Source organism: Pseudomonas sp. 5Vm1k (genome assembly GCF_056161485.1).
Map to the genome: position 1 here is coordinate 540,870 of NZ_JBSPCZ010000001.1, position 26,992 is coordinate 567,861.

The window sequence follows — 26,992 nt, forward strand, 5'->3', positions numbered from 1 at the left end:
CATCACTCAGAAAACACAAAAAAAGCCTTCGGTTTAACCTTCTCAGGCAGCGCATTCCCCAACGCCTGATCCATCAAACTCCCCGCCTTATCCTGATCCGCAGCCCCCGGCAACACTGGCGGTTTAATCCCAATCCCCGTGCCAGACCCCGCCGACCCACCAGCGTTGATTTTGATAACGGGCCCAACAACCGTAATCCCACCGGCATCCAGCTTGATAAAGCTCCCACCCGCCTTCACGGTGAGCTCCATCCCAGCCTCAATAACAATCTTGTCCCCAGCCTTCAGATGTATCTCTTTCCCGACACTCGTCAGCTGCGCAGTCCCCAACTTCACATGCTGGTTCTGCCCAATAGTCAGGTGGTCATCCATCCGCGTTTCAATCTTCCGATCCGCAACCGTGGTGCGATGTTCTTCCGCCTTCAACTCGGTGTAGGTGTTCTTCTCCACCGTGTCGTGGCGTTCATTGCCGACGCGAATCTTCTGGTCATGCTCAATGTTTTCATCCCAATCCCGCTGGGCATGCAGGTAGATCTGTTCCGCGCCTTTCTTGTCTTCGATGCGCAGTTCGTTGTAGCCACCGCCGCCCGGTGAACTGAGGGTTTTGAACACGGTGCGGGTTTTGTTGGCTGGCAGCTCGTAGGGGACCTGGTTTTCCTTGTGGTACAGGCAACCGGTCACCAGCGGTTGGTCGGGGTCGCCTTCGAGGAAGGTGACGAGGACTTCCATGCCGACGCGCGGGATGCTGATGGCGCCGTAGCGGTCGCCGGCCCAGCTTGAGGAGACGCGCATCCAGCAGCTGGTTTTGTCGTCGGCCTGGCCTTCGCGGTCCCAGTGGAATTGCACCTTGATACGGCCGTACTGGTCGCAGTGGATTTCTTCGCCTTTGGGGCCGGTGACCATCGCCGTTTGACTGCCGAGGACGCGGGGTTTGGGATGTTGCAGCGCCGGGCGGTAGAACACGTTCCACGGGGTGGCGAGGAAGCGGTTGCGGTAGCCCTGGTGGAAGTCGTCTTTATTGTCGGTGGTGTCGCTGGGCACCGATTCTTCCAGCACTTGCGGCTGTTTGCCTTCGTGGAAGATTTCGGTGAGCAGCCAGAGGTCGTTCCACTCGGTGCGCGGGTGGTCGGACATTTCCAGGAAGTGGCCGCTGACCAGTCGGGTTTGGTCGCCGTGGCCTTCAGCTTGTTGGTAGTCGGCGCGGTGGCGTTCCAGGGCGCGTTGGCTGAGGAACTTGCCGCGCGCGCGGTCGATGAAGCGGCCCGGATAGTCGTAGTCTTCCAGGTCCGGCTCGGTGTTTTCGCCATCGGGTTTGTAGGCGGACTCCAGCTGCAGGCGTGGTTTTTCGAAGTCGTAGTCGCGACGGGTGACGCGGCCGGTGCGGGTTTCCAGGCGCAGCTTGAAGCCTTTGATCACTGGCTCTTCGGCGACCATGCCGCTGCCTTGCACGTATGCCGTCGGCTGGCCGAGTTTCGGGAACACGGTCTGGTCGTCGCCAAACACCAGCAAGTGGCCCTTGGGCGTGTGTTGGAAGTGGTAGTGAATGCCTTCTTCTTCGCACAAGCGCTGGACGAAGTGCAGATCCGTTTCATCGTACTGCACGCAGTAATCACGGTCCGGGCACGTAACGCTCAACTGGAAGTTGTAGGCGTTGCCCTTGATGCCGTGTTCTTCGAGGATCAGCGCGATGATTTTTGGCGCGGACATCTGTTGGTAGATGCGCTGGTTGGTGCGGTGGTGCAGGTATCGCAGTTGCGGCACCAGGGAGATTTTGTAGCGGGTCAGGCGTTTGCCGGCATCGCCCTGGGCAACGCGGTAGATCTGGCCGTGGATGCCGGAGCCTTGTGGGTCGAACGCCAGGAACGCCTGTTTGTGCAGGAGTTTTTCCAGGTCCAGGTCGGGGTTTTCGCTGACCAGTTCAAGGTCGAAGCGATACGGCTGGCTGATGCCTTCGGTGCCGGTGAACGACAGCACTTGCAGGTCGCCCACATAGTCTTCAACGGTCAGGCTGAAGTGGGTTTCGTTAGCTGGGTTGAACATTGGTCGATCCCTGTTCGAGTGTCATCCGTTACGCCGATGGACGAAGGCGTTGCAACCAGGACGAAGTGGCGCCCAAGGCGTCGCGTAATTGGGCGGCGCTGACCGTACGATCAGCCGCGTTGAAGGTCAGTGCTTTGCGCAGGGCTGGCCAACAGTGTTTCGGTAGGTTCTTGGGTGCGCGCAGTTCGCGCTCCAGGCGTTCGTCCCGGGCCTGGGTCGAGGACAAGCGGCGGAACGGGTGTTTGCCGCCGGCCAGTTCGTAGAGCACGCACGCCACGCCGTAGACGTCAGCGCTGGCGGTCAGCGGCTGACCTTCGAGCAGTTCCGGGGCAGCGTAGCCGGGGGTCCAGGCATTGAAGCGGCTGCGACTCAGGTGTGGCAGGCCGGGCAGGATGCCCTCCTCGGCCTGGCCGAGGCCGAAGTCGAACAGGCGCACGCCTTCTTCACTGAGCATCACGTTGCTCGGCTTCATGTCACCGTGCAGCACGCCGCGAGCGTGGGCGTAGGCCAGCGCGTCGAGCAGCGGCAGCGCGATGTCGCGCAGTTCATTCCACGGCAGGCCCAGTGGCCGCTCGCAAAGTAATTTGTCCAGGGTCAGCCCACGCATGAGTTCCATGGTGATGAAGGCACGCTGGCAGTCGGTGTCGACTTCAAAGGTGTGAAAGCGCAGCACGTTATCGTGGCGCAATCGTCGGGTCAGGGCGAACTCGCTGTAGAGCAAGGCACTGGCGTCCGGCGATTCGGCAAATTCTTCGCTGAGGATTTTCAGCGCGATGTAAGGGTCGGGATCGCCGAACTGTTCACTCAGCAAGTCCCGTGCGCGGTAAACCGCGCCCATGCCACCGGCACCGAGCAGGCGCTCGATGCGGTAACGGCCTGCGAGCACGTCGGGCAATTCACCGACGCTGGCCCTTGTTGGCGCCAGCGCAGGTTCAGCCTTATGCGGCTCTCCGTTTAGAGATTTGGCGAACGCAAAGTAGGTCAGGTTGTTGTCCTGCTCTTCGCTCACCAGCAGGTCGTCAATCGGTCGCATGAGTTCAGTCATTGGCGGATCACCACGGCAGTCAGGTTGTCGCGGGCCGAGCCACGCAAAGCGCCGTCGAACAGACGTTCCAGCGCAACGTGTGGCGCGGTCAGGCTCAGGGCGTTGCCCAGGGCATCGCTGCTGAGCCCTTGGTACAAACCGTCGCTGCACAACAGGAACGTATCGCCGGGGTAAACCTCGAGTTCGAGCACGTCCAGCGTCAGCACATCGGCTGCCCCGACCGCACGGGTCAGGGCATGGGCCGATGGATGGGCGCGGGCGTCTTCGACACTCATGTTTTGCTCGTCGATCAGTTGCTGTTGCAGCGAATGGTCCTTGGACAGCTGATACAAGCGCTGACCACGCCACATATAGCAACGGCTGTCACCGGCCCAGATGCAGGCCGCGCGACTGCCTTCTACCAGCAGCGCCACCACGGTGCTGCCCATGATGCTGTCGTGGCGACCGGCCGTGACGGTCAACTCCTGACCCAAGCGGCGGTTGATCCAGTGCAAGCACTGGCGAATGCCTTTGAGTCGTTCGTCGAAATCGTCCTGCACCGGCAATTCCGCCAGGCTGGCGACGATCAACTGGCTGGCAATGTCGCCCCCCTGATGACCGCCCATGCCATCCGCGACCACCCACAGCCCGTGCTGTGGAGAGTCGAGGAAGGCATCTTCGTTGCGCGCCCGAACCTTGCCCGGATCGGTACGCGCAGCGCTGCGCCAGGGACTGGCAACCAGCATCAGAGTTGCACCGGCATACGGAAGGTACGCAGCACGCCCATGTCGAACGGGTTCGGCGTGCGTTGGCTCGACAGCAAGTAGTTGGCGCGCAGGCCGCCTACGTCTGCTTTCAGCACCAGCACGTCGCGACCGTTCAGGTACTCGGTCTGCATCAGGTCAAACAGACGGAACAGCGACCATGGGCCGGTGTTCTTCTCGATACCGATCGGGCGGCCAACCATTTTGTCGAGGACCAGGCTGGTGCGACCGTCTTCAGCATCGGTCGGCCATTTGAACGACACCGGCACGATCGGGCCGTGGCGATATTCGATGGTCTTGTCGCCAAACTTGAACTCGGAACGGCTGACAGCCGGGTCGAGGGTGTACGGTTCCAGTTTGAATTGCACTTGCGGCTCGGCCGGGTTCTCGGCGAAGAAGCTCTGGCGAATGGTTTGCGCCGCGGCCATCTGGTCGAGGTAGACCTTGGAGATCGGCAGGCTGTGACCATCGACGCTGCGCATGCGGTAGTTGCCCGGATCGCCGCTGACGAATGGGCGCATGTAGGTGTCGAAGAAGCGATCGACGATGCCCTGGGCCTTGAAGAACTCGCGGAAGTCGCTGATCGCCACGTCGCTGGTGCTGTGGGCGCTGAACGGATAACGCTTGTTGATCGCCTTGCCATAGAAACCGTACAGCTCGCTCTGGTAGCGCTGGTTCAGGTACGCGTAGGAATCGTTGAGCACCAGGCGCCAGGTATCTTCGGCCAACACGTTGAACCAGACACTGACCGGACGCGGCAAACGGTTGGACGCATTGCGCAGGTTGCTCAGCGCATCACGCTGGCCGCCCATGCGGGTCTTGGCCATTTCGAATGCAGCCTGCTCCGGCGAACTGGCGCGAGCCAGGCTTGCCACTTGCAGTTGCAGGTCGTTGAGCGCGGTCAGTGCCGGAGTCAAATCAGCTGCCGGGCCGTTGTTGTCATCCAGCAGACGGTGCAGTGGTTCGAAGCGCCGTTGCAGGGATTTCTTCGCGGTGTCCGGCAGGTTCTTCGCGGCGGCCATGTCGGACGCCTTGTCCGCTGCGGCCGAAGCCAGTTTGCCGAGCTTGCCCAATTTGCCTTTCTGATCGGCCAGTGCACCAGCGGCATCAGCCGCTTGATCAGCCGGCTCGACGTCTGCCGGGAACCGGGTGTTCTCGCGCACTTCCACCAGCAGTTGCAGTACCGGGGAGTTAGCCGAGGTCAGGCCCGCCAGTTGCTCGGCGCCTTCACTGAAGTCGCTGATCGCAGGCAATGCAACCTGGCCCACGGCTTCGCTCCAGAAGTTGGCGTAGTCGCGGAAGTACAGTTGCTCCAGTTCGACCATCAGGCGACGCAAGTCCATGCCGCTGATGCCCGAGCCTTCGCCCAGCACCCAGTTGTCACGCAGCATATCGCTGACCAGCGAAGCGCCCTGGACCGAGAAGTACTGCTGATAACCCTGTTGGGTGTAGAACCCCGGGATCACGTAGTCAGTGCCGACAAACAGCGAAGCCTGCGGCCCCATGTGTTGGCTCAAACGGTATTCCGGCAGGTTGCGGGCCTGCTCGCGCAGCATCCGGTAAACCACGTTGGCCAGGGACTCGCTACGCAAGACCTGACGCGCCTGGGCCACCAGTTGATCATTCAGCGGGTAGATAAACGGCTGCTGCAGCAAACGCTCGAAGTGAGTGTTCAAGCCGTTCTGCACCGCGGTGTTGCCGGCGTAACGCTGGGACCACTCGGTGGCGACCCAATCCTTGAGCCAGCCCGCGTCGCGGCGATCCTTCATGTTCAGCATCAGGTACGCGCGCAGGCTGTTGAGCAAGCGTTCGCGGTCCTTCATGTTGGCGCGGATCTGCCCTTCCAGCAGGGTCGCGACCCGTGGCAACAATTGCACTTCAAGCTCACGCTCGTAGGCAGCCTTGACTACCGGGTTGGTCTCTTCGCCTTGGTACAGACCGCCGCGCTCGTGATAACCCACGTCACCTTTTTTCGGGAAGACCTGAGTCGCCGCGTAGCTGGCGTCGAGGGTCTTGAGCGCTGCCATGGAGTCATCACGGGCGGTCAACGCCAAGCGCGATTGCGTCCAGTTTTGCGCCAAGGAACGCAGGTTTTCCAAGCGTTCGTAGTTGGCGGAGAAACCGCCCGCCCACAGCATGCCGAACAGTGCCAGCGCTGCCAGTGCGCCCACGTACAAGGCACGCTGGCCCCAGTGGATGCGGCTGCGTTCGCGTTTGTCCAGGCCAGCCAGATCGGCTTCCGGGAAAATCACGCGGCTGAGCAAATGGTGAATGAAGCGCGAACGGCCGCTGCGCAGGGTCGGCAGCACGCCAGCGTTTATCCCCAGATTGGCGCCGATGCCCGCGGTGGTCTGGTCCATTTCCTGGGTCAGGTGCGGTGCGCTGGTCAGGTAGAAACCGCGCAACTGGCTAACACGCTGGTAGCGGTTGCCAGTGAACGCCATGTCGACGAACAGGCACAGACGCTCGCCGATCTGCCCCAGTTGATGCGGGAAGTCGAGAATGCGGCCCCGGCGCTGGGTATCGCGCTCCTGGTGCATGCGCATGATCACTTGGCTGTTCAGGCGACGCAGCAGCTCTTCGAACTCGGCGCGCAGCACGGCAACGTCGGTGCCGCTTTGCTCTTTGCGGAAACTGGTGCCGAGCACCTGATCGCTTTCTTCGCGGGTCAGTTGATCGAAGAACTCGTCAAAGCCGAGCAGGCGATCAGCCTTGCTCAACACCAGGTAAACCGGCACATCGACGTGCAGTTTTTGATGCACATCCTGCAACCGCGCACGCACCTGGCGCGCCAGGGTGTCGAGGTCTTGCTCGCTGCCGCCCAGCAGGGTTTCCACTGGAATGGTCACCAGCACGCCGTTCAACGGGCGGTTGCGGCGACGCTTGCGCAGCAGGTCGAGCAAAGTGCTCCAGGCGCTGCCATCGACTTCGGCATCCGGCTGGGTCAGGTAGCGGCCAGCAGTGTCGATCAGCACGCCGTGGTCGGCGAAGTACCAGTCGCAATGACGGGTGCCGAGGGTGTCACGGGTGAGTTTGCGGTCGATCTTGTTGATCGGAAACTCAAGGCCCGAGAAGTCCAGCAAACTGGTCTTGCCGCTGCCCTGTGGACCGATCAGCAAATACCAGGGCAAATCACTGCGCCAGCGCTCGCTGCGACCGCGATACAGGCTCGAAGTCTTGAGGGTTTTCAGTGCGTCCTTGAAACGCACCTTCAGTTCTTTCTGCTCTTCGTCGATCAGCTCTTCACGGCGGATACGATCCTGGCCGTCTTCGGTGTCTTCGATGGCTTTCTTGCGAACACCCGCGCGCCAGCTGACGAAGACCATGGTCAGGCCCCAGATCAGGAACAGCACACTGATGGTCAGCAGGCGGGAGGTCGAACCTTCCCAGAACTTGTAGTCATCAACGGCCAGCAGCGGCCCGACGAACCACACCAGCAGCGCGAGGAACAACACCACCAACAGGGTCCAGACCCAGGTCTTGCGCAAGAATGCGCCGACTTTCTTGAAAAACTTTTTCATCACACGTCCCTGTTTACGGCTGCGACTGCGGCTGGACCGCGGCCGGATCTAGCTGCTGATAAGGTTGCAGAACGGTTTCGCGTTGCTCGCCCAGTACCCAGGCAAAACCCGAATACATCACCACCAGGCACACCAACGTAAACAGCACCACCATCCACGCCGGTACGATGCGCACCAGGCTGCGGCGCTGATCGTTCAAGCCTTCCCAATGCGGCGACAGCTCACGAGGCACGTCGCCGCGCAGTTGACGAATCTGGCGATACAAGGCGTCGCGGATGCCTTCGAGCTCGAGCATGCCGCGGGCTTGCACCCGGTACTTGCCTTCGAAGCCCAGGGACAGGCACAGGTACATCAGCTCCAGCATCGGCAGGTGCTTGACCGGGTTTTTCGAGAGGCGATCCAGCAGCTGGAAAAACTTCTCGCCACCGAAGGTTTCGTTGTGGAAGCTGCTGAGCAGGCTCATCTGCGACCATTCGCTTTCGTTGCCCCACGGTGTGGTCACGACGGCTTCGTCGACCACGGTGCAGAGCACGTAACGGGCAGCCATCACCTGGCTGCTTTCGGCGCCGTTGTGCAGCGCGCGCACTTCAAACAGCTTCAGCGCAGAGGTCAGTCGCTCGTTGAGCGCGTACATGTCTTCGCGGGTGTCGCTGTGCTTGAGGCGCACCACTTCCGACAACAGGTCAGAGCCTGCGGCCACCAGCGAATTGAGGCTGATGTTGAACGCTTCGGCCGGACGCAAACGCGCGGCGTAAATCATGCGTTCTTCGAGCTGTTCGAAACGCGGAGGTGCGGCGAAGTCTGTCAGTGGACTCTGCGCCGGGCCGTGGCCCTGGCGGTCGAGCAGGACGGTTTTGTCGTCCTGGTTGTATTCCGTGTCCTTGATCATGTCGGTCAGTTCCTGATGGCCCAGAATTTCAGTTCAAGCTCGGCGAATTCGCCGGACACGTGGAACGCGAAGCCGCCGGAGCGCTCGAGTTGTGCCAGGTCTTCGGAACTGAGTTCGAGGATGAAATAGGTTTTGTTGGAGTGGAACGCGATCTGCCGTGGGGCCACCGGCAGCGGTTTGACCTTGATGCCGGGCAGATGCAGGTTGACCAGTTGGCGGATACGCTCCACCGGGCCGACCTTGAGGTGCGCCGGCAAGCGGTGGCGCAGTTCTTCGGAATCGCAGTTGGCACTGGCCGCGAGCACGAACGACGCCGAGCCCAGCAGTTTGTGGTCGTGCAACGGCGAGACGATGATCCCGTACTGACGCGCTTGCAACACCAGTTCGATGGCGTGCTGTTCGAGCACCATCGACAGCACCTGACGAATCGCTTCCATCAGTTTTCGGAAGCTCGCGCCCTGGTCGCTGTGCTGGTAACGGCTGTCCAGCCGTGGGCGTTTGCTGTCGCTGGAGAAGGTCGCCAGATCGCCGAGCATGGTCAGCAGCGTGCGATACAACTCTTCCGGGTGGACCTGCTCCAGGCCAAGGTAATGGCGCAACAGTAGTTCGGTGCGGTTGATCAGTTGCAGCATCATGAAGTCGCCGACTTCAGCGCCACCGACCTTGCCGTTGGAACGGATCCGGTCGGCGATGGTGTCGCCCCGGTGACCGAGCATGCTGATCACTTCTTTCAGGCACGACAGCAGGTAGCTGGAGGAATGCGCCTGGATATAGGTCGGCACGAAGTCCGGGTCGAGGCTGATCACGCCGTCCGGCGTGGTGTCGAGCACTTCGCAGATCTTCAGCTTCACGTAGGCCTGGTCGCTCTGCTGCTCGCCGAGCAACAGTTTGAAGTCCGGGCGTGCGCAGCTGACCTGGCTGGAAGAATCGTCGCCCGCGTTGGAGTCGGCGACTTCCGATTCATACGCGGTGTAACGCGCCAGCACGTCGGATTGTTCCGGGCGACGGGCTTCGATGTGGTTGCCCGTGACCAGCGGCAGCGCCAGGTAGATCGGCGTGTTGCCGGTGTTCGGCGGTACGTCCAGGGCCAACGGCTCGGTGTTGCCGCCCAGTTCGAACAGGCTGCCGTCCGGCAAAATCCCCGAGGCCTGGCTGATCACCAGTTTGCCCATGTTGAGGAACTGCAAGTCGATGTCTAGGTTCAGGAAGCCCCAGGTGTAGCTGCCCAGCAACTGGGTGCGGGTCTTCATCTGATGGTCGTAGTAGCGATCGTTGTGCTGGAAGTGCTGCGGACGCAGCAGCATGCCTTCCTGCCAAATGACTTTATGGGAGTTCATGATCAGTCAACCGCCTTGGCGAGCGTTTCATTGGTGTTGCGGATGCCGGACTGGTCGAGGGTCAAGTCAGCCTCGGTGACTTCCAGCGGGGTGACTTGCACCGTGTAGCGCCACTTGGTTTCCGGCAGGTCGCGGTAGGCGGCGAGAACACCAACGTAACGGCTGCCCTCCTCCACGCTGAGCTTGAGCTCGACGGTTTCGCCCGGGCGCAGTTCCAGTTCCTCGGTGGCCACCATGTCCGGGGCCAGGGATTCCTTGGCGCGCTCGTACAGGCTGAAGAAGTCAGCGTTCTCGAAAGCCACCGGGTGCTTGAGTTCGAACAGGCGCACGACGATCGGCGACGGACGCCCGTTGAGATCCGGGTTCAGTTGATCGCTGGCGGTCAGCTTCAGGTTGAGTTTGGTGACGTGGGAATACGGCGACAGCGACGAGCAGCCGGCCAGCAGCACCAGGGCCGCGAATGCCGTCAGCGTCTTGAAAAAAGCGGTCGAGCAGCGAGACATGCGCATCATCCTTGGTGGTCGTTGTGAAGGGAGGAAATCAGGCGGATCTGTTCTTCGTAGGCCTGGGCGAAGTCGCGGGCCAGCAGGCGCTCGCTCCAGTCATCGTCCTGACGCAGGGCCTGGTGATAACGCCCGTAAGCTCTCCAGCGGCTGCCGGACGTGGCGAGTAATGGTTTGTTGTCGCGCTCGAAGCGCAAGGTCAACTGCTCGGGCGAGAAGTGCTCCAACGTGCCGCGAACCGCTGCGCGGCTAGCGGTCAGCAAGGCCACCTGGTGCGCCTGCAAATCACGGAACGAACGAGAGATCGCTTGCTCGGCCGGCAACTGGCCCGGCTTGTTCGGCTGCAGCAAAATGCCCAGCGCTTCACCGGCATCAACGGCGAATCGCAGCGGGTTTTTGTTGGTGCCCTGAACGATGGTCTGGGCCAAACGCAGTTCGTTTTTCAGCTCGCTGCGGGTGCGCAGGCTCTGCTGCAAACCGCCGACGCTCTGCTTGAGCAGGCGTGCGGCGTTCAGCGCGAGGGCTTCGCGGGCGTCGTGGTCGAGGCCTTTGAGGTCCACACCCAGCGCGGCACCGAAGTGCTCCCAGAACCCTTCGCTCTGACGCTCGACAGCTTTTGGCGCCGGGGCTGGCGCAGGTTCGGCCGGGGCGTCGATCAACTCTGGAACCATCAGGCTTTCCATGTCGATGCGCGCGTAGTCGGCGCGTTGACGGGGGTCCTCGGGCGCCGTGCGTGGGGAGATCAACTCGTCGATTTCCGAGTAAACGCGCTCTTGCTGATCGAGGGCGTTCAGCGGGTCGAGGTCGAGGAACGCATCGTCAGGAATGATGCTGCCCGCCGCCTGCGGACGGCCGACTTCAACGTCGAAGGTTGCCGGGTCGCGGACCAGGCGCGCACGAATCTCGAAGTCGCCCAGCACGTACACGCTACCGTGCTCGATGCGCATGGCTTCGCCCTTGCGCAGGCGCGCACCACTTTCGCTGTCCTGGATACCGTTGCTGCTGGTATCGGTCAGGTAAAACGTGCCTTCGCGGTAGCTGATCAACGCGTGATGGTTGGACAGGTGACGCTTGCGGTCCGGAATGATCCAGTCGCAATCCTCGCCCCGACCAATCACGCCACCAGCCTGTTTGAAGGTCTTCTGGCACAAATCCGTGGGCACGAACTGCTTGGTGTTCAGCATTTCGAAAACCAGTTCCATGATGATGCTCCTTGCGGTCACTTGCCGCGATTGACCGCCTGCGGATCACCCAATGGGCGATAGGTGTTGTCGTTGAATTTGTAATTGCCGCTGCAGCCGCCGAGGCCGCATAAAACGACGAGGGTCAGCAGGACGGCTTGCCAGTGACGAACAGGCATCAGAGGGTCTCCAGAGGTAGACAAAGTACAAAGCGCCGCCCCTTTCGGGCGGCGCTGTTAGAAGCGAATGAGGTGGGTATAAGCGCTCTAGCCAGAGGCCTTGACGCAAATCCGTGTGGCGAGGGAGCTTGCTCCCGCCCGGCTGCGAAGCAGTCGTAAAACAGCAAATGCGGTTTAACTGAAACACCGCGGCGCAGGTTTTGGGGCTGCTGCGCATCCCAGCGGGAGCAAGCTCCCTCGCCACAAGGAATTCGCTGGCCACAGGTGGCATTCCAATCAGAATGCGGAAACTGAGATCAGCCATCGAAATCACCCAAATTGATATTCAGGCGCCCGAGGCGATAAAGCAGGGTGCGGCGCGGCAGCCCGAGTTCGCGGGCGGCGAGGGTCTGGTTGCCGTCGTTTTTGCGCAGGCAATCGAGCAACAGGCTGCGTTCAACCTGCTCCAGGCGTTCACGCAGATTCAGGCCGCTGCTGTCTTCAGGCATGGCTTCCATGCGCAGGGAAAAATGCTCGACCAGCAGCTCGCCGCCCTCGCACAACAGCACCGCACGTTCGACCAGACCTTTGAGTTCCCGTACGTTGCCGGGGAAGGCGTAGCCGGACAGGTGATCCAGCGCCGCCTCGGACCATCGCACCGCATCTCGTTGCAAGAACGAGCAGGCCTTTTCAGCGAAGTGGCGAGCCAGATCGAGGATGTCGCCTTCGCGCTGACGCAGGGCCGGCAACTCAATCGGAAATTGCGCGAGGCGGTAGTACAAGTCCTCGCGAAATTTGCCTTCACTGACCAACACCGCCAAATCCCGGTGGGTCGCGGCGATGATGCGCACGTCGATTTTGTGGGTGTCGTTGGAACCCAGCGGACGAATCTCGCCTTCCTGCAATACCCGCAATAGCTTGGCTTGCAGGGACAACGGCATGTCGCCGATTTCATCGAGCAACAACGTGCCACCGTTGGCCGCATCGAACAGCCCGGCGCGGTCACGATCCGCGCCGGTGAAGGCGCCTTTGCGGTAGCCGAACAACTCGCTTTCCAGCAGATTCTCGGGGAACGCCGCGCAGTTCTGCACGATGAATGCCTGGGACCGGCGCGGGCCGCAATCGTGAATCGCTCGCGCGACGACTTCCTTGCCGGTACCGGTTTCACCGCGCAACAGCACGGTGTACGGGCTGTGCAGAACTTTGCTGATCAGCGAGTAGGTCTGGCGCATGGCCGCACTCTTGCCCACCAGGCCGTAGCCGCTGATGCTCGGGACACTGGCCGGGCTCGGCAAAAATTCACTCACGGGTTGCCGCAAACGTTGCAGCAAATGCAGTTGCCCCAGCACAAATGAACCGAGTTGCCCGAGGGAATCGGCAAAGCCTTGCAGGTCGATGTGTCGGTGACTGGCGCACAACAACAAGCCTTCAACGGCCTTCTGCTGATTGACCAGCGGCACGCACAGCAGCGACTGCCACGGCGTGGCCTGGTTCGGCAGGAACGTGGTTTCGTGCAGGCTGCCGCTCAACTCGCCGAGGCACACCACGCGGTTCTGGCACAGGGAAAATTGCAGCAGTTGTTCACCGTTGAAATCCGCCGACAGACTCGCCGATTCGCGCGGTTGCAGGACGCCGTCAAGGCACTCGGCGTTCATCCCCAGGCACGTGTGAGTCGCGTCCAGCAGGTACAACTGGGTCAACTCGCAACCGCTGAGCTCGGCCAGACCGCGCACGAAGTCACCCAGCAGCGCAGCACCGTCCGCCGCCCGCGACAGGCTGGCGAACTGCGCCAGCAAGGCTTCGGCATAGACCAGTGGTTGCGGCACTTGAGTGAACATCACACCCACCTCAGGCGAACTCGCAGATCACGCTGGCGTTGCCGTCGAGCGTTGCATGAACGCGCTTGAGGCTCTCACCAGTGGCCATCGCATCGAGCAAACGGTCGGCCACCAGCGGCAGCACATGCAGGTCCAGCAAATGGTCGATCAGGCGCGCGCCGCTGTCGCTCTGAGTGCAGCGCTCGGACAGGTGATCGACGAGGTTCTGGCACCAGGTGAAATCCAGCTGACGACGGTTCAGGCGCTCGCCCAAACGACCGAGTTTGATTTCGATCAGTTCGCGCAGCACCGGGCCGCCCACCGGGAAGTAAGGAATCACGCGCATCCGCGCCAGCAGCGCCGGTTTGAAATGCTTGCTGAGTACCGGGCGAATGGTTTCTTCGAGGACTTCGGCGCTCGGCCGCTCGCCGTTTTCGCAGAGCTCGGCGATAAGGTCGCTGCCCAGGTTCGAAGTCATCAGGATCAGCGTGTTGCGGAAGTCGATCTCGCGCCCTTCGCCGTCGTTGGCCACGCCTTTGTCGAAGATTTGGTAGAACAGGTTGAGCACGTCCGGGTCGGCTTTCTCGACTTCATCGAGCAGCACGACGGAGTAAGGCTTCTGGCGCACGGCTTCGGTGAGCATGCCGCCCTCGCCGTAGCCAACGTAGCCCGGCGGCGCACCGATCAGGCGCGAGACGGTGTGCTTCTCCTGGAACTCGGACATGTTGATGGTGGTGATGAAACGATCGCCGCCGTACAGCAAGTCCGCGAGTGCCAGGGCGGTTTCGGTCTTGCCGACACCGCTCGGGCCAACCAGCAGGAACACACCCACCGGGGCATCGGGTTTGTTCAGGCCGGCAGCAGTGGCACGCATCGAGCGATCCAGCGCGTGAACCGCTTGTTCCTGGCCACGGATGCGCACGCGCAGGTCAGTGGCGAAACTCGCGACCTTGGCGTTGTGCTCGCGGGCCAGTTGCGCCAAGGGCACGCCGGTCCAGGCGCTGATCACTTCAGCCACCAGACGCGGGCAAACTTCGAAACTCACCAGACGCTCTTTGACTTGCAGTGCCGTCAGGGTTTTGTGGGTTTCGTTGAGTGCGGCTTCCAGTGCTTCGACGGTTTGGGTTTCGTCGACAGGCACTTCGAGGGTTTCGATGACGGTGCCTTCGGCGTCTTCTTCAACCGTGATGGTTGGTTCGACGGCTACGGCGACCCGAGCCTTGGCCAGTTGCTGACGCAGGTCCAGCAAGCGCTCGGCGAGTTCTTTCTGTTCGGTCCAGAGGGTTTCCAGGGCGACACTTTCGTCTTCGGCTTCTTCCAGACGCGCTTCCAAAGCGTCCAGCGATTCATGGTCGATCAGCAAACCGGCCTCGGCATCGCGACGCAGGGCCTGGCGCTGACGACCACCTTCAGCCAGTTCGCCACGCAGGCGCTCCAGGCTTTCCGGGGCGGCGGCGAGACTGATGCGCACGCGAGCACACGCGGTGTCGAGTACATCGACGGCTTTGTCCGGCAGTTGACGACCGGCCAAGTAACGGGCGGACAATTCGGCCGCTGCGACCACTGCGTCATCACGCAGGTAGATGCCGTGGCTCTTCTCGTAGACCTGGGCCAGGCCACGCAGAATGGTCACCGCTTCGCTGACGGTCGGTTCGTGCAGTTGCACCGGTTGGAAACGACGGGCCAGGGCCGGGTCTTTTTCGAAGTACTTCTTGTACTCCGCCCAAGTGGTGGCAGCGATGGTGCGCAACTCGCCACGGGCCAGGGCTGGCTTGAGCAGGTTGGCCGCGTCGGAACCGCCGGCATTGCCGCCCGCGCCGATCAGGGTGTGGGCCTCGTCGATGAACAGGATGATCGGTTTTGGCGAGGCTTTGACTTCGTCGATCACGCCTTTGAGGCGACGTTCGAATTCACCTTTAACGCTGGCACCGGCCTGCAACAGGCCCATGTCCAGGGACAGCAACTCGACGCCTTTCAACACTTGCGGCACTTCACCGGCGGCGATGCGCGAGGCCAGTCCTTCGACGATAGCGGTTTTACCGACACCGGCTTCACCGACCACGATCGGGTTGTTCTTGCGGCGACGGGCGAGGATGTCGACCATCTGGCGAATCGCGCCATCGCGGCACAGCACCGGGTCGAGTTTGCCGTCGCGGGCCTGTTGGGTCAGGTTGTGGGTGAAGCGCTCCAGCAAAGACTCACCCTGCACAGCAGACTTGCCGGTGGCCGGTTGCTCTTTCTGCGACAGGGCAAATTCTTTCAGACGCTCGATGTCCAGCTTGGCCAGCAACACCTGGTAGCGGCTACCGGCGTAGCGCATCGGGTTACGCAACAGGGCGAGGATCAACGCCGCTTGCTCGACCTGGGTCTGGCCCAGTTCAAGGTTGGCCACCAGCAAGGCGTCTTGCAGCCATTGCACCAGTTCCGGGGCGAACACCGGGTTGCGCGAAGCGCTGTGCTCGACCCGCGATTGCAACGCGGCGCTCAGTTCGCCGGCATCCACTTCGGCATCTTGCAGTGCGCGTGCGAGCAAACCATTCGGGCGCTCCAGCAGGCCCAGTAGCAGGTCTTCGACGAGGATCTTGCTGCCGCCACGGGCGACGCAGCGCTCGGCCGAGCTTTCCAGGTCGCGACGGGTTTCGGCGTCCAGCGCCTGAATCAGTTGTTGCAGGTCTACGTTACTCATTGGTCATCTGTCCTTAATGAATTTTGCTGCCCAGGGTCACCACGCCGTCCGCTTTTTCGCGGCCGAGCCAACTGGTCCATCCCAGGCGACAGGCGTTCTGCTCACCGATTCGCAGTTCGCGGATTTCTTCCTGGCGCAACACCAGGCGAATGTCGTAATCAAGCGGGTCACGCAGGGTGAACCGCACCAGCGCGCACAGCGGCTGGTAGCCGAAACCGATCGGCAGGAATTCGTGAAAGCGCAGCCAGTCGAGTTCGCGGATGTGAATCCGGAACTTGCCGCTGCGGTCGCGTACATGTTCACCGAGCACCAGGTCTTCACCGAGCATGCTGTTCGCGCGGCCCAGGCGATTGCGCTGCTCGTCGAGGATTTCCACGCGACGCTCGATACATTGCTCGATGGTCAGCTCGGCGTGCTTGAAGTAGTAACGCAGCACCGCTTCGATCAGCGCCGCCGAGTGCGCCCGCAAGCTCAGCAGGCCGAGGTACGGCAGCAGGCGTTTCCAGTTCAGTTCCTGGGCCTTGCGAATCTCTTCGCCACCCAAGCCAATCAGCGCAAACAACTGCGCCGAGAACGGGTCGAGGGCACCGCTCTCGAAGCTTGCGCGGTAGCGGTACTTGCGCCAGATCGGCAGCATCAGCCGTTGCAGACGATGGTGGAACAGGTCGAGGAAGTTGCGTGTCGGGTTGCCGTCTTCGCTGTCGCCCAGGGCTTGTTCACCGTAGAACGCCGGCAGTGGTGAACCGGAGCCGACCAGGCCGATCAGGTTGAAACGCATCCGCGCGCGCAGGTGCCCGTGCTCGGTGAAAAACTCCACGCGATCGACGTCACTGCCAGGGAAACCCAGGCTCGGGTTGGCCTGGAATTCCAGCTGGTCGTACAAGTCGTCCTGGCTCAGGTGTGGGTGGGCCTCGCGCAGCCGGTCAACCACCAACAGCACGGCCTGAAACAGCGAGTACTCGCGTATTCCTCGGGTCAGTCCGCTTAAAGAAGCGGCTGAAGGCCCATACGTGGCGTCCATTGGTACACCTCTCCCTGTGTGCTTTTTACGCGCAACTCGTGGTACGAATTGAGACTGGCGTAAAGCGCGAAAAACTCGTTAAGAACCGAAGCAAAAACGAACAGGTCGCCCTCGCCGATGTACCCTTCCGGGTCGATGGTCAACTCGGTGCGCAACCCGCGAACCGGCAACCCTCGGTGCAATCTGTCCACGTGTTGGTGCTTGATCGACTTGAGCCCGCCCAGCAGGCGTTTGCTGACTTTTTCTGCATGTTGGTCGTAGTAACGCGGCAGGTCGTAGGTTTCGAGAATCACCTTCAACGCGTTGACGTCGGCCAGGGACAGATAGTTAAGCGACATGTTGCTGATCAGCTTCCAGAGGAAGTCACGGTTCAGCGGCGGCGCGTAGCTCGGGGTGGCCGGGGTGATGTTGCGGAAACTCAGGAACTCCGGCGTCTCTTCGCAGGCCTGGCTGATGTCGCCAAGCTTGAGTTTGCGCGGCAGGTTCTGGTTGGTGCACATCAGCTCGATCGACAGGGTTTCGTGGGCTTCGGTGTGGCGGATGCCGAAGCTCAGGTAGGTGTCGAGGCCGTCGTGCAACGACGAGGAACGCTGGCGAATGCTGTAATGCGGACGGCTGTTGGGCACGTCGAAACTCGGGTCGTGCTCGAAGGATTCGAACGGCACGTACTCCTGGTAACCGAGGCCGCCGGGCTTCCAGCCGGTGACGGTTTCCACCGAAAACACCCCGCAGTTTCCCAGGTCGTATTCGGCCGGCAGCAGCAGGTATTCATCTTGCTTGCCGTCGAGGCGGATCGGCAGTGCATCGTGCTTGAACAAATTCACAATCGGCGTGCAGTAGAGCTTCACGTTGTCCAGGGTAGGACGCAGACGCTGGATACCGCTCTTGCGAATGTCAAAGCGCAACTCCAGACCGCGCACCTGCTTGAGGGTGTCTTCCGGCAACGCCTTCAGCAGGTCCAGGCCATTGATATCGACGAACAGGAATTTGTCCTGGAAGGCGAAGTATTCCTGCAGGTAGCGGTAACCACGGAAGGTGTTCAGCGGGTATGGGATCAGCGCTTCTTCTTCGGCAAAACCCACCGGCTGCACGCGGTCGCCGGGCATCTTGAACGCCATCGGCGTGCCGTTGACGCCGTTGATTGGCTTGCCGGCACCGTCCAGCGGGATCAGCTCGATGCCTTCCAGGTTGCGCAACAGGCTCAGGTAGAGCATCTGACTGATGTAGCGCTCACCGGCAAAGTGCAGGCGCAAGCGGCTCAGCTCCAGCTCGCCGAGGTGACCGTCGGCGCTCATTTCCAGACGCAGGCTCAGCAGCGAACCGTCGCCCTTCACCGAGTAATTCAGCGCGGCCAGGTCCAGCGGCAAGACTTCGGTCGGGTAGCAGGTGCGGAAGCGGCAGCGCACGTCATCGATCGGCACGCTTTCTACTGGTGTGTCGCGCTCCACCATCAACGCAGGACCCGAACGCTTCAGCGGGTCGAACTGCAAGATGCTGAACGCCGGCAGCGGCCGCATGTAGTTGGGCCACAGCAAGTGCATCAGCGAATGGCTGAGTTCCGGCAACTCGTCATCGAGCTTCTGGCGCAGGCGCCCGGTCAGGAAGGCGAAGCCCTCGAGCAACCGCTCCACGTCCGGATCCCGCCCAGCCTGGCCCAGGAAAGGTGCCAACGCCGGGCTACGCTCGGCAAATCGACGACCTAACTGGCGAAGTGCGGTGAGCTCGCTTTGGTAGTAGTGGTTAAAGGACACGGGTTACCTGCCTGGTATGAAATCTCATGAATAAAACGTCCTGTAGAGCGCAACCGTCAGCCCGGAAATGACGTAGCCGACGACCAGCAGGTAGGGCAAAAACGCCACCCACATCACCATCATTCCGAGCCCGGAAAGGTGCCCAAAAAGCAAAAAACCCAGCCCACCGATCACCCATGGCGCCGCGTAAAAAGGGATGAACATCAGCGGCGCGCACCAGATTTTCTTCACGATCTGTTGTTCGGTTGTCCTGCTCAGCCTTCGGGTTGCCCACGCGGCAAAAACGATATAGGCCAGGGCCCCGAACGCGAGAACGTGCATCGTCAGGAACTGCTCCCAGTTGAATACGCTCGGGGACCACACGTTCGAATCGAACTGAAGCAGAACCTCGAACGCGATGATCGGCACCCAGAGGGCGGCTCCCAGGAACAGGCGACGGTTCAGACTGATCACAGGCAAACACCTGCGGCCGGGTTTTGTCCGATGCGGCGATTCATCGCCCTCTGGGCCCAACGCAATTCGATGACCTGCGTCGTCAGAATCGCCATGAACGTGACAGAGCCCTGGGCCACGCCGTAGAACAACGCGCGCAGCGGATTCTCGGGCATCATCCAGAGCAGGATGAAACCCACCATCACGCTCAGCAACAGCAGCTTGGCCAACAGGTTCGGAATCAGCGCGACGATCAAATTGATGGTCACAAAGATATAAAAGAGTGCGTAACTGGCCCCGCCAATCGCGACGCCCTGGGTGGTGAAACCACCGTTGAATGCTTTATAGGCGTGCACGACCGCGTCATTCAGGATCGCGTAAGCCACACAGCCAAGGCCGTGGATCAACACGCTGATGAGCATTCGGATCGGGGTGTTCATGCCGGGCTCACTGAGGAGTAGCAGCTGCCGGCGACTTCGATCGCGACCAGTGAAACCAGGACCATGAACGACAGCGCGCGATGCAGCCGCGACTGGCGCAGCCGTCGGCTGATCGCCGTGACTACCAACAGCAGGCTCAGCATCGCGAGGCCGCCGAACAGATCACTGTCGGCCACGTACATCAGGTAACCACGCATCTCGTCCGATACGTTGATCATGGGCAAAAGACTCCATCCTTGAGTGTCCAGATACGGTGATTGCCATCGCGCTCACGCTTGATGCCAAGCAGGGCGTAACGTATGTCATCCGCACTGAAGAGACGCGTTTGTTCAGATCCTTTGACGGTCAGCGAGAAATTGTAATCAACCTGTATGTCGCCGTCTTCGTCGTAGGACAAGTAACTGGCCACGGCGTAGTGCTTGCCCGGTGCCAGGACGCGCGGCTCCATCAGCGGCAGCCAGTTGCTGGCGTTCTGCGATTCGATCTGCAGCGGCACGCCGCAGGTATTCAACAGGTCAATTTGGTAGATGTACGTCAGTTGAGTCGTGCAGCCGACCAACAACAGATATCCCGCTGCCAACACAGACGTCACAAAGGAGCGAAGGCTCATGGACGAGCCCCTCCTTTGTTCGGTGTCATGGGCAGATACGAGTCGACATAGAGGTACTCGCCATCGGCGCTGTTGACCCGCGCCATCGTCAGCGGTTTGCCGTCAGGGGTCTGGAACCGGATCCAGCCCTCGCTGTTGAGATCACCGGTTTCAAGCCGCACCTGCACAAAGTAATCCGGCGGATTGGAGCGGGTGATCTCGATGAAAAAGCCGCCATCCTGCGCCCCGCGCCATACCGCATCGGGGTGACCCGGCAGCACGGGCGCTGAAGGGTTGGAGGGGCGCAGCGAGATGAACAGCGTCACCAGCGCGATGATCGTCAACACACCGATGGCGCTCAGCACATGACTGAGCCATTTCCACACCTGCATCGAACGCGTCATGGCATACACCAGGTGCGCACATCGCGCCTGTCGAAGCCCGCGCACTGATTGCGCTTGGCGATTGAGCGATAAGGCGCGTCGGGGGTGTAGGCGAAGTAGTAATAGCGCTGCGTATCCTCGCCATACAGCCAGTAATTGCTCGACCCCTGGTTGATCTCGTAGGGCTCGAAAGTCCAGATCGACGACTCGCGGGGAATGAAATTCGCTCGGTCCATCAGCAACATAAAGGCGTTGGAAAACACTGGCGTCGCCCAGGCCAGGATCACCGTCGCGACGGCGACGGCGACGGCTAGTGCGCCGAGCGATATGAATAACCTGGTGTGCCTCACAACCTGGCCACTCCCTGAGTTGCACGCCAACGGGTAACCGCTGCATCGAGGGCACGTGTCACCAGAATCGCGGAAACGGTCAAACCGCCCGCCAGCGCGCAATACGCCATGGCGCGAACAGGGTACTGCGGCAGCAGGTAAACCAGGATCGAGACCATCATGAAGATCGCCACGCCAAACTTGATGGCCAGGCGAGGGATGAAAACCAAAACTAGATTCAGGAAAACGAAAAAGTAAAAAACCAGGTACATGCCCATGCCGATGGCGACGCCACGGGAGGTCAGCCCGCCGACCAGGGTTTTATAGATCGGCACGGCGAAGCCATTCATCACGATATAGAGCACGCAAGCCATCCCATGGACGACCAACCCGATCACTCGTTGACTATTCATGTTCAAGCGCTGCCACGCGATTCTTCGCCACGATCAATCACCCAAAATCCCTCTTCCCTTTCATCCTGTAAAAACCCATCCGGGAAACCACCAAAACACTGGCGATGCAGGCCAGAAATTCCACCGCCATGAAGAAGCGTTTTACCCAGATCACTGCGATGCCCCGCTCGGGCAAAACGAACGGTCTTCAATCGTCCATGCACGTACTGCTTTGTCCTCGACCTTCTCAACCCTCGCCAACGCCGCGCGCAACGTCTGCGCATCAATGGTTTTGACGGCGCTGGCGGTTTTGATCGACAAGCTGTACCGATCACTTATCTGCCCCGCAACGTCCTTCCCGGCCGACGTGTAGTTGGCGATGGAACGACGCTCGCCTGGGCCCAACGTAAAGCGGCGAGGCTGATCGTCGTAGTTGGAGTCATGCGCCAGGGACAGCTCCAACGGCACACCGCAGGTGTTCAGGAAATACACATCGTTGCGATAAACCTGCTGCGCAGCCAAAGCTGGCAACGACATGCCGCATGCCAAAAGACCTGTGCAACTCAACATCACGATGTTTGGGACAGTCCCTTTTTCCGACTTTTGGTCACGATCAATCACCTGACCAACCCATATCGCCGCAATCGTCAGTGAACCGCCCAACAACGTGTATGCCATTGCACGAACGGGATAGTGCGGCAAAAAATAAAAAAGAATCATGGCCAACATAAAAGAAAGAAAAACAAGCTTGAATTTCAACCTAGGTATAAGAAAGACAATGGCATTCATCAATATAAAATATTGAACCATCAGCTCGCTGGTCATACCAATACCAATTCCTCTGGACGTTAGCCCGCCATACAAATCGATGTAGAGGTCAACACCATAGTTATGCAGAGGAACGTATAGAGCACACACTATCAAATGTGAGATCAGTTCAACCAAGCGTCGAATATTCATTTATTCAATGCCCCACATTCATCCATATACCCTTGCGAAATCGGGTTAACAGAGATAGCAGGAACAGCCCCATCGTTCGGAAGAAATCTTTTGATTATTAGATAAATTACAATTGTGACTATCGAACAAAAGTACCCCGCGACCAGTAAGTAAGGGATATACGCCAACCACTCAACCATTAGCCTGAGACCCGCCAAGTGGCCACTGACTAAATAAATCACGCCGTACAGAAACCACGGCGCTGCATAGAAGGGAATAAAGATAACCGGCGCCCAACACGCAAGCCGGAAGACTTCACGCTCGGTTTTTCGATCGATGACTCGCGATGCCCAAAATGCAAATAGGAAATAGGCGCCCACGCCAAAAGACAATATAAACATATGAAAAAACTGCTTCCACCCTCCGAAAGGTGTTGCAGGAGGCAATAGAGTGTCCGCAATAAATAACAGCGGCAACAAAACGGCGGGCACCCATACCGCCCCCTTGAAATAGCTTGAATAGGTCATTTTCCAGCGGGCTCGTTTGCAGAGATACGAGGGCAGTGGCCTTTTTTAGAAACAGATATCAGCGACATTCTGGAATTACCCAACTTTCCCAGCCCTCAGAGCCAGGATATACAATCATCTCACCCCGAAATTCTGGAGCGACACCGGCATTGCCTTCTCTCATCCCGAGATTCCACTCGGACGTTTTCAACATTTCATCATTTTTTGTATAAACACGATAAAAATACGGACTGCTGAAATATTTAAAGACACGCCCGGCTACGGCACCCAGCACTTTGTATTCAGGCGTATATGTCGCGATGTAACACTCGCCCGAATCATTCCAATCGATGTGCAAGGGTTTTGCGGCCCATGAGTTCTGCACTTTCAGCCCAAGAACGACGAATAACGGTAACAGCGCGATCATCAATAATAGGGACTGTCCCCTTTTTCGAATATTCATTCGTTCCGCGCCCGAGATTCATCCATATGCCCTTGCGAAACCTGGCTTACAGAAATACTTGGAACCGTTCCTTTTTTTGTCATGGGCAGATCGACGCATCGTTGATCGTCCAGGCACTGACGTCGCCCTGTTTCGAAGGTTTTGTACCTTCAAGGATCGCCCTCAGCGCAGGTGCATGAATGACCTTCGAGCCGTCAGTCGTGTTGATCAGCAGTTCGTAGTTATCGTCAATGCGCACCACCGAATCTTCGTCGTACGAGATATAGCTACCGATGATTTGCCGGGCGCCGACCGGTGTTACATAGTCGCCAACTACCGGTCCCCAGTTAGAAAAGTGTGAAGCCTTTAGCGTCAAGGGGCTCGCGCAGCTGTTTTGCAAATAGATTTCGTCGCGGTAGAGTTGCTGCGATGTGCAGGCCGTCAGCGGGAATAGCAACGCGGCGCAGCCGAGATACTTAATCATCGAATGCGATCCTGGCCAACCAGAGCAGACTTTTTACGTCCTGTTCGGCAGCAGCGACACGGCTGGCGTAGTCCCTTGGGCGGTTATCGCTGTAGTAGTTCATGACATCCATTTCGCCAGTCACCGGCGAAGGATGATCAGGTTTTTTACTTTGCGTCAGCGTTGAAGAATCCTTGTGAGTCCAGGAATACATCGGGATCAAGCCACCGCCGTATTCGTTCAGAATGAAATGCCCGAACTCATGGGCGGCGGTGTATTTGAAATCATCATTGGCCTCGCGCGTAGCGATAGCGACATTGCCCAGCCCGGTCGTGACCTCACCGTCGTAGAAATAGCCCATGTTGTGATGAATCTTGCGAAAGAACGCCAGGCTGGTAGAGCGACCGAACTCTTTGGACAGATTGTCGACGAGGGGGAATTTGTTGGCTGAAGGCTGGGCATTGACGTCAGCCGTCACCGTTACCTTGTAGACGCCCTTGCTGGTAGTAATACCGCTTGCAATGCCCTGCCCACGACTGCCATTGCGCGACCAGTAACGCTCGATACCCTCTTTGGCAAAACCTTCCAGGGTTGCATAGGGCGTCGTTGGTACTCCCTTCGTGGAGCCACTGGAACCGCCGTCGGAAAACGTGGGCCTCAGCACCACATCAACAGTCTTTGCATTCCTATCAACCCGAACATCGACCCATTTCACTTTTGCAGCCGAGCACTCAAGCGGCAGATCGGTGACCTGCTGTTCACCACCTTGAGTCGCGGTCAGCCGCACTTTGAGGCTCTTACTTTTCAACACGCGGGTATCGAGAATCCCCGCGGTGTCGTAGCCATCCCATTGCCAAGGATGCTCACCCGTCGGCAAGAACGGCGCGGTGTTGGCTTCGGTGTAGATCACTTTCTCACCGTCGAGCACTTCCAGCTTCACGGTGTCGGCAGCGGCTTTGCGGTTGTTTATGAGGAAATCGATCAGCTCGAGGTTTTTCGTGGCACCACTTTTGATTTCATCAAAATCTGGCACCTCAAGCGGCGTCAGGGTCGAGTTGCCGCCGGACTTCAGTTTTAGCCGGTAATCGAGTTTCTTTTCCTCGGCACTGGCTTCGGGAATCAACGCCGCGACCACAGCTCCAAGGGCGCTTGCAACAATCCCGGAGAACGGCGCCGGCGAATGCGAATTCCCAATAATCACCGTCCCGGAACCCGCCGTAACCTTATTGCCATGCGTCCCCACGGAATCAACCGTGGCCGCCGCTTTACCGTTAATCAAAACCGTCGTCGCCAACCCACCCGACATCGCACCACCACACGCTGAGGCATCACCTTGGCGGGCGGCCGCGAGGCCGTCGAAGAAGACGTCGCCGGAACCGGCGGCGATCGGGTTGGTGGCGTGGCCGGGGAGCGGGCAAGCGGTGGGGTCGGTGACGCGTGCTGCGGGTTTGCCGGACATACGAATCTCCTTAAGTGACCTTCACTTGACCGCTGCCATCCAGGCGCGCGGCGAAACTGACCTGACGCTTGAAACCATCAACTTCCAGCAGGCCTTCGATGCTGAAGGACAGGCGAAGCTGATCGTGATCACGCGGCAGGGAAATGACACGCACGTTGCTCATGCGTGGCTCGTAGGCTTCGATGAAATTTTCGATGGCCAGACGGGCCTGACTCAGGGAGTCGTGCAGGCTCAGACGCATGTCATTGAGATCGGGTAGCCCGTAATCGGACAGCGTTTGCACGCTGCCCGCACGGGTGCTGAGCATCTTGGCCAGATGGGCAGCCACGGACGCCATGGCGGAGACCTCGCGGCTCCAGCCGACGCGTTTGTCCGCGTCGCCACCCAGGCGTTCGAAAAGGCTGCCGTATCCAGTCATGAGTTAGGCTCCGCTTACTCTTTGTCCAGCTTGCCAACCAGCGACAGGGTGAAATCGGCACCCATGTACTTGAAGTGCGGACGCACGTTCAGGCTGACGCGGTACCAGCCAGGCTCGCCTTCGACATCGCTGACGATGATCTGGGCTGCACGCAGCGGACGACGGCCACGTACTTCGGCGCTCGGGTTTTCCTGGTCGGCCACGTACTGGCGGATCCACTTGTTGAGTTCCAGCTCGAGGTCGGTACGTTCTTTCCACGAACCGAGTTGCTCGCGCTGCAGCACTTTCAAGTAGTGAGCCAGGCGGTTGACGATCATCATGTACGGCAGTTGGGTGCCGAGCTTGTAGTTCAGCTCTGCAGCCTTGCCTTCTGCGCTGATGCCGAAGAACTTCGGCTTCTGCACCGAGCTCGCGGAGAAGAACGCCGCGTTGTCGGAGCCTTTGCGCATGGTCAGGGAGATGAAACCTTCCTCGGCCAGTTCGTATTCACGACGGTCGGAAACCAGAACCTCGGTAGGAATCTTGGTTTCGATTTCGCCCATGCTTTCGAAGTGGTGCAACGGCAGGTCTTCAACCGCGCCACCGCTCTGCGGGCCGATGATGTTCGGGCACCAGCGGAATTTGGCGAAGCTGTCAGTCAGCTTGGTGCCGAACGCGTAGGCCGTGTTGCCCCACAGGTAGTGCTCGTGGCTGTTGGCAACGGTTTCTTTGTACACGAACGATTTGACCGGGTTTTCTTCCGGATCGTACGGGTTACGCAGCAAGAAACGCGGCACGGTCAGGCCAACGTAACGGGAGTCTTCCGACTCGCGGAAGCTCTGCCATTTGGCGAATTGCGGGCCTTCGAAGTGATCTTTCAGATCCTTCAGGTCCGGCAGGCCGGTGAAGCTTTCCAGACCGAAGAATTTCGGGCCGGCCGCGGCAATGAACGGCGCGTGGGACATGCAGGCAACGCTGGACACGTACTGCATCAACTTCACGTCCGGGGAGCTTGGGGACATGTAGTAGTTAGCGATGATCGCGCCAACCGGCTGACCACCGAACTGACCGTATTCAGCGGTGTAGATGTGCTTGTACAGGCCCGACTGCATCACTTCCGGCGAATCTTCGAAATCGTCCAGCAGGTCTTCTTTGGAGACGTTGAGGATTTCAATCTTGATGTTTTCGCGGAAGTTGGTGCGATCGACCAGCAACTGCAGACCACGCCACGAGGATTCCAGGGACTGGAAGTCCGGGTGGTGCAGGATTTCGTCCATCTGACGGCTGAGCTTGGCATCGATCTCGGCGATCATGCGGTCGACCATGGCCTTCTTGACCGGCTCACCGTTGTTCTGCGGCTTGAGCAGCTCTTCGATGAATGCCGACACACCGCGTTTGGCGATGTCGTAGGCTTCGTCGTCCGGCGTCAGGCGGGTTTCGGCGATGATGCTGTCGAGAATGCTGTATTCGCCATTCTCTTTGCTCTTTTGCTGTGCTGCGCTAGTGCTCATTGTGTTGGCTTCCTTGGCT

The 26,992-nt window shown here is 59.7% G+C and carries 26 protein-coding genes and 1 pseudogene; all 27 read right to left on the reverse strand.

Annotation, left to right across the window (positions count from 1 at the left end):
* Positions 1-2: 2 nt before the first annotated feature.
* The gene (locus ACWIKB_RS02475) at positions 3-2,039 is read right to left on the reverse strand and encodes a type VI secretion system Vgr family protein (RefSeq protein WP_475265176.1); all 2,037 of its coding nucleotides are present in this window, start codon (positions 2,037-2,039) and stop codon (positions 3-5) included.
* Positions 2,040-2,067: 28 nt separating this feature from the next.
* Positions 2,068-3,084 carry a serine/threonine-protein kinase gene (locus ACWIKB_RS02480; RefSeq protein WP_475265177.1) on the reverse strand — a complete coding sequence of 339 codons (1,017 nt, stop codon included), beginning with the start codon at positions 3,082-3,084 and terminating at the stop codon, positions 2,068-2,070.
* Positions 3,081-3,809, reverse strand: a complete 729-nt coding sequence (locus ACWIKB_RS02485; RefSeq protein WP_475265178.1) for a PP2C family protein-serine/threonine phosphatase — start codon at positions 3,807-3,809, stop codon at positions 3,081-3,083. The genes ACWIKB_RS02480 and ACWIKB_RS02485 overlap by 4 nt, the downstream gene beginning before the upstream one ends.
* Positions 3,809-7,348: a type VI secretion system membrane subunit TssM gene (gene tssM / locus ACWIKB_RS02490; RefSeq protein WP_475265179.1), complete on the reverse strand. Its 3,540-nt coding sequence runs from the start codon at positions 7,346-7,348 to the stop codon at positions 3,809-3,811. The genes ACWIKB_RS02485 and tssM overlap by 1 nt, the downstream gene beginning before the upstream one ends.
* A gap of 13 nt (positions 7,349-7,361) precedes the next feature.
* Positions 7,362-8,237, reverse strand: coding sequence for a type IVB secretion system protein IcmH/DotU (gene icmH, locus ACWIKB_RS02495; protein WP_054048383.1), 876 nt, complete (start codon positions 8,235-8,237; stop codon positions 7,362-7,364).
* 5 nt (positions 8,238-8,242) lie between these two features.
* Complete coding sequence (gene tssK, locus ACWIKB_RS02500) at positions 8,243-9,574, reverse strand: type VI secretion system baseplate subunit TssK (protein ID WP_475265180.1); 1,332 nt, start codon at positions 9,572-9,574, stop codon at positions 8,243-8,245.
* A gap of 2 nt (positions 9,575-9,576) precedes the next feature.
* Positions 9,577-10,077 (reverse strand): type VI secretion system lipoprotein TssJ, encoded by a 501-nt coding sequence (tssJ, locus tag ACWIKB_RS02505; RefSeq protein ID WP_475265181.1) that lies wholly within the window; start codon positions 10,075-10,077, stop codon positions 9,577-9,579.
* A 5-nt stretch (positions 10,078-10,082) separates the two neighbouring features.
* Positions 10,083-11,279 (reverse strand): type VI secretion system-associated FHA domain protein TagH, encoded by a 1,197-nt coding sequence (tagH, locus tag ACWIKB_RS02510; RefSeq protein WP_475265182.1) that lies wholly within the window; start codon positions 11,277-11,279, stop codon positions 10,083-10,085.
* A gap of 17 nt (positions 11,280-11,296) precedes the next feature.
* A complete protein-coding gene (locus ACWIKB_RS02515) occupies positions 11,297-11,437 on the reverse strand; it encodes a type VI secretion protein (RefSeq protein ID WP_092276060.1) in 141 nt (46 codons plus the stop codon).
* A gap of 296 nt (positions 11,438-11,733) precedes the next feature.
* Complete coding sequence (locus ACWIKB_RS02520) at positions 11,734-13,254, reverse strand: sigma-54 interaction domain-containing protein (protein ID WP_475265183.1); 1,521 nt, start codon at positions 13,252-13,254, stop codon at positions 11,734-11,736.
* A gap of 10 nt (positions 13,255-13,264) precedes the next feature.
* Complete coding sequence (gene tssH, locus ACWIKB_RS02525; RefSeq protein ID WP_475265184.1) at positions 13,265-15,919, reverse strand: type VI secretion system ATPase TssH; 2,655 nt, start codon at positions 15,917-15,919, stop codon at positions 13,265-13,267.
* Between the two features lie 13 nt (positions 15,920-15,932).
* Positions 15,933-16,940: a type VI secretion system baseplate subunit TssG gene (tssG, locus tag ACWIKB_RS02530; protein WP_475265185.1), complete on the reverse strand. Its 1,008-nt coding sequence runs from the start codon at positions 16,938-16,940 to the stop codon at positions 15,933-15,935.
* Positions 16,904-18,691 carry a type VI secretion system baseplate subunit TssF gene (gene tssF / locus ACWIKB_RS02535; RefSeq protein ID WP_475265186.1) on the reverse strand — a complete coding sequence of 596 codons (1,788 nt, stop codon included), beginning with the start codon at positions 18,689-18,691 and terminating at the stop codon, positions 16,904-16,906. Before tssF ends, tssG begins: the two co-directional genes overlap by 37 nt.
* Positions 18,692-18,715: 24 nt before the next feature.
* Positions 18,716-19,144: a hypothetical protein gene (locus ACWIKB_RS02540; RefSeq protein WP_475265187.1), complete on the reverse strand. Its 429-nt coding sequence runs from the start codon at positions 19,142-19,144 to the stop codon at positions 18,716-18,718.
* Positions 19,141-19,563: a hypothetical protein gene (locus ACWIKB_RS02545; RefSeq protein WP_475265188.1), complete on the reverse strand. Its 423-nt coding sequence runs from the start codon at positions 19,561-19,563 to the stop codon at positions 19,141-19,143. The genes ACWIKB_RS02540 and ACWIKB_RS02545 overlap by 4 nt, the downstream gene beginning before the upstream one ends.
* Positions 19,560-19,781: a hypothetical protein gene (locus ACWIKB_RS02550; RefSeq protein WP_475265189.1), complete on the reverse strand. Its 222-nt coding sequence runs from the start codon at positions 19,779-19,781 to the stop codon at positions 19,560-19,562. Before ACWIKB_RS02550 ends, ACWIKB_RS02545 begins: the two co-directional genes overlap by 4 nt.
* Positions 19,778-20,173, reverse strand: coding sequence for a hypothetical protein (locus ACWIKB_RS02555; RefSeq protein ID WP_475265190.1), 396 nt, complete (start codon positions 20,171-20,173; stop codon positions 19,778-19,780). The genes ACWIKB_RS02550 and ACWIKB_RS02555 overlap by 4 nt, the downstream gene beginning before the upstream one ends.
* The gene (locus ACWIKB_RS02560; protein WP_475265191.1) at positions 20,170-20,556 is read right to left on the reverse strand and encodes a hypothetical protein; all 387 of its coding nucleotides are present in this window, start codon (positions 20,554-20,556) and stop codon (positions 20,170-20,172) included. Before ACWIKB_RS02560 ends, ACWIKB_RS02555 begins: the two co-directional genes overlap by 4 nt.
* Positions 20,553-20,822 (reverse strand): hypothetical protein, encoded by a 270-nt coding sequence (locus ACWIKB_RS02565; RefSeq protein ID WP_475265389.1) that lies wholly within the window; start codon positions 20,820-20,822, stop codon positions 20,553-20,555. Before ACWIKB_RS02565 ends, ACWIKB_RS02560 begins: the two co-directional genes overlap by 4 nt.
* Before the next feature lie 59 nt (positions 20,823-20,881).
* Positions 20,882-21,277 (reverse strand): hypothetical protein, encoded by a 396-nt coding sequence (locus ACWIKB_RS02570; protein WP_475265192.1) that lies wholly within the window; start codon positions 21,275-21,277, stop codon positions 20,882-20,884.
* 150 nt (positions 21,278-21,427) lie between these two features.
* Complete coding sequence (locus tag ACWIKB_RS02575; protein ID WP_475265193.1) at positions 21,428-22,216, reverse strand: hypothetical protein; 789 nt, start codon at positions 22,214-22,216, stop codon at positions 21,428-21,430.
* Positions 22,213-22,722, reverse strand: coding sequence for a hypothetical protein (locus ACWIKB_RS02580; protein ID WP_475265194.1), 510 nt, complete (start codon positions 22,720-22,722; stop codon positions 22,213-22,215). Before ACWIKB_RS02580 ends, ACWIKB_RS02575 begins: the two co-directional genes overlap by 4 nt.
* Positions 22,723-22,780: 58 nt before the next feature.
* Positions 22,781-23,164 (reverse strand): hypothetical protein, encoded by a 384-nt coding sequence (locus tag ACWIKB_RS02585; protein WP_475265195.1) that lies wholly within the window; start codon positions 23,162-23,164, stop codon positions 22,781-22,783.
* Positions 23,165-23,243: 79 nt separating this feature from the next.
* Positions 23,244-23,627, reverse strand: coding sequence for a hypothetical protein (locus ACWIKB_RS02590; protein ID WP_475265196.1), 384 nt, complete (start codon positions 23,625-23,627; stop codon positions 23,244-23,246).
* A 1,144-nt stretch (positions 23,628-24,771) separates the two neighbouring features.
* Positions 24,772-25,065 (reverse strand): annotated as a pseudogene (locus tag ACWIKB_RS02595) (PAAR domain-containing protein); the annotation flags it as partial.
* A 10-nt stretch (positions 25,066-25,075) separates the two neighbouring features.
* Positions 25,076-25,483: a type VI secretion system baseplate subunit TssE gene (tssE, locus tag ACWIKB_RS02600; RefSeq protein WP_475265197.1), complete on the reverse strand. Its 408-nt coding sequence runs from the start codon at positions 25,481-25,483 to the stop codon at positions 25,076-25,078.
* Between the two features lie 14 nt (positions 25,484-25,497).
* Entirely contained in the window at positions 25,498-26,973 is a 1,476-nt protein-coding gene (gene tssC, locus ACWIKB_RS02605) for a type VI secretion system contractile sheath large subunit (protein ID WP_054048359.1), read from the reverse strand.
* Positions 26,974-26,992 lie beyond the last annotated feature (19 nt).

Coding starts and splice junctions, on each gene's coding strand:
- ACWIKB_RS02475 (WP_475265176.1), bottom strand. CDS start 2,039: ATGTTCAACCCAGCTAACGAAACCCACTTCAGCCTGACCGTTGAAGAC.
- ACWIKB_RS02480 (WP_475265177.1), bottom strand. CDS start 3,084: ATGACTGAACTCATGCGACCGATTGACGACCTGCTGGTGAGCGAAGAG.
- ACWIKB_RS02485 (WP_475265178.1), bottom strand. CDS start 3,809: ATGCTGGTTGCCAGTCCCTGGCGCAGCGCTGCGCGTACCGATCCGGGC.
- tssM (WP_475265179.1), bottom strand. CDS start 7,348: ATGAAAAAGTTTTTCAAGAAAGTCGGCGCATTCTTGCGCAAGACCTGG.
- icmH (WP_054048383.1), bottom strand. CDS start 8,237: ATGATCAAGGACACGGAATACAACCAGGACGACAAAACCGTCCTGCTC.
- tssK (WP_475265180.1), bottom strand. CDS start 9,574: ATGAACTCCCATAAAGTCATTTGGCAGGAAGGCATGCTGCTGCGTCCG.
- tssJ (WP_475265181.1), bottom strand. CDS start 10,077: ATGTCTCGCTGCTCGACCGCTTTTTTCAAGACGCTGACGGCATTCGCG.
- tagH (WP_475265182.1), bottom strand. CDS start 11,279: ATGGAACTGGTTTTCGAAATGCTGAACACCAAGCAGTTCGTGCCCACG.
- ACWIKB_RS02515 (WP_092276060.1), bottom strand. CDS start 11,437: ATGCCTGTTCGTCACTGGCAAGCCGTCCTGCTGACCCTCGTCGTTTTA.
- ACWIKB_RS02520 (WP_475265183.1), bottom strand. CDS start 13,254: ATGTTCACTCAAGTGCCGCAACCACTGGTCTATGCCGAAGCCTTGCTG.
- tssH (WP_475265184.1), bottom strand. CDS start 15,919: ATGAGTAACGTAGACCTGCAACAACTGATTCAGGCGCTGGACGCCGAA.
- tssG (WP_475265185.1), bottom strand. CDS start 16,940: ATGGACGCCACGTATGGGCCTTCAGCCGCTTCTTTAAGCGGACTGACC.
- ACWIKB_RS02545 (WP_475265188.1), bottom strand. CDS start 19,563: ATGAACACCCCGATCCGAATGCTCATCAGCGTGTTGATCCACGGCCTT.
- ACWIKB_RS02550 (WP_475265189.1), bottom strand. CDS start 19,781: ATGATCAACGTATCGGACGAGATGCGTGGTTACCTGATGTACGTGGCC.
- ACWIKB_RS02555 (WP_475265190.1), bottom strand. CDS start 20,173: ATGAGCCTTCGCTCCTTTGTGACGTCTGTGTTGGCAGCGGGATATCTG.
- ACWIKB_RS02560 (WP_475265191.1), bottom strand. CDS start 20,556: ATGACGCGTTCGATGCAGGTGTGGAAATGGCTCAGTCATGTGCTGAGC.
- ACWIKB_RS02570 (WP_475265192.1), bottom strand. CDS start 21,277: ATGAATAGTCAACGAGTGATCGGGTTGGTCGTCCATGGGATGGCTTGC.
- ACWIKB_RS02575 (WP_475265193.1), bottom strand. CDS start 22,216: ATGAATATTCGACGCTTGGTTGAACTGATCTCACATTTGATAGTGTGT.
- ACWIKB_RS02580 (WP_475265194.1), bottom strand. CDS start 22,722: ATGACCTATTCAAGCTATTTCAAGGGGGCGGTATGGGTGCCCGCCGTT.
- ACWIKB_RS02585 (WP_475265195.1), bottom strand. CDS start 23,164: ATGAATATTCGAAAAAGGGGACAGTCCCTATTATTGATGATCGCGCTG.
- ACWIKB_RS02590 (WP_475265196.1), bottom strand. CDS start 23,627: ATGATTAAGTATCTCGGCTGCGCCGCGTTGCTATTCCCGCTGACGGCC.
- tssE (WP_475265197.1), bottom strand. CDS start 25,483: ATGACTGGATACGGCAGCCTTTTCGAACGCCTGGGTGGCGACGCGGAC.
- tssC (WP_054048359.1), bottom strand. CDS start 26,973: ATGAGCACTAGCGCAGCACAGCAAAAGAGCAAAGAGAATGGCGAATAC.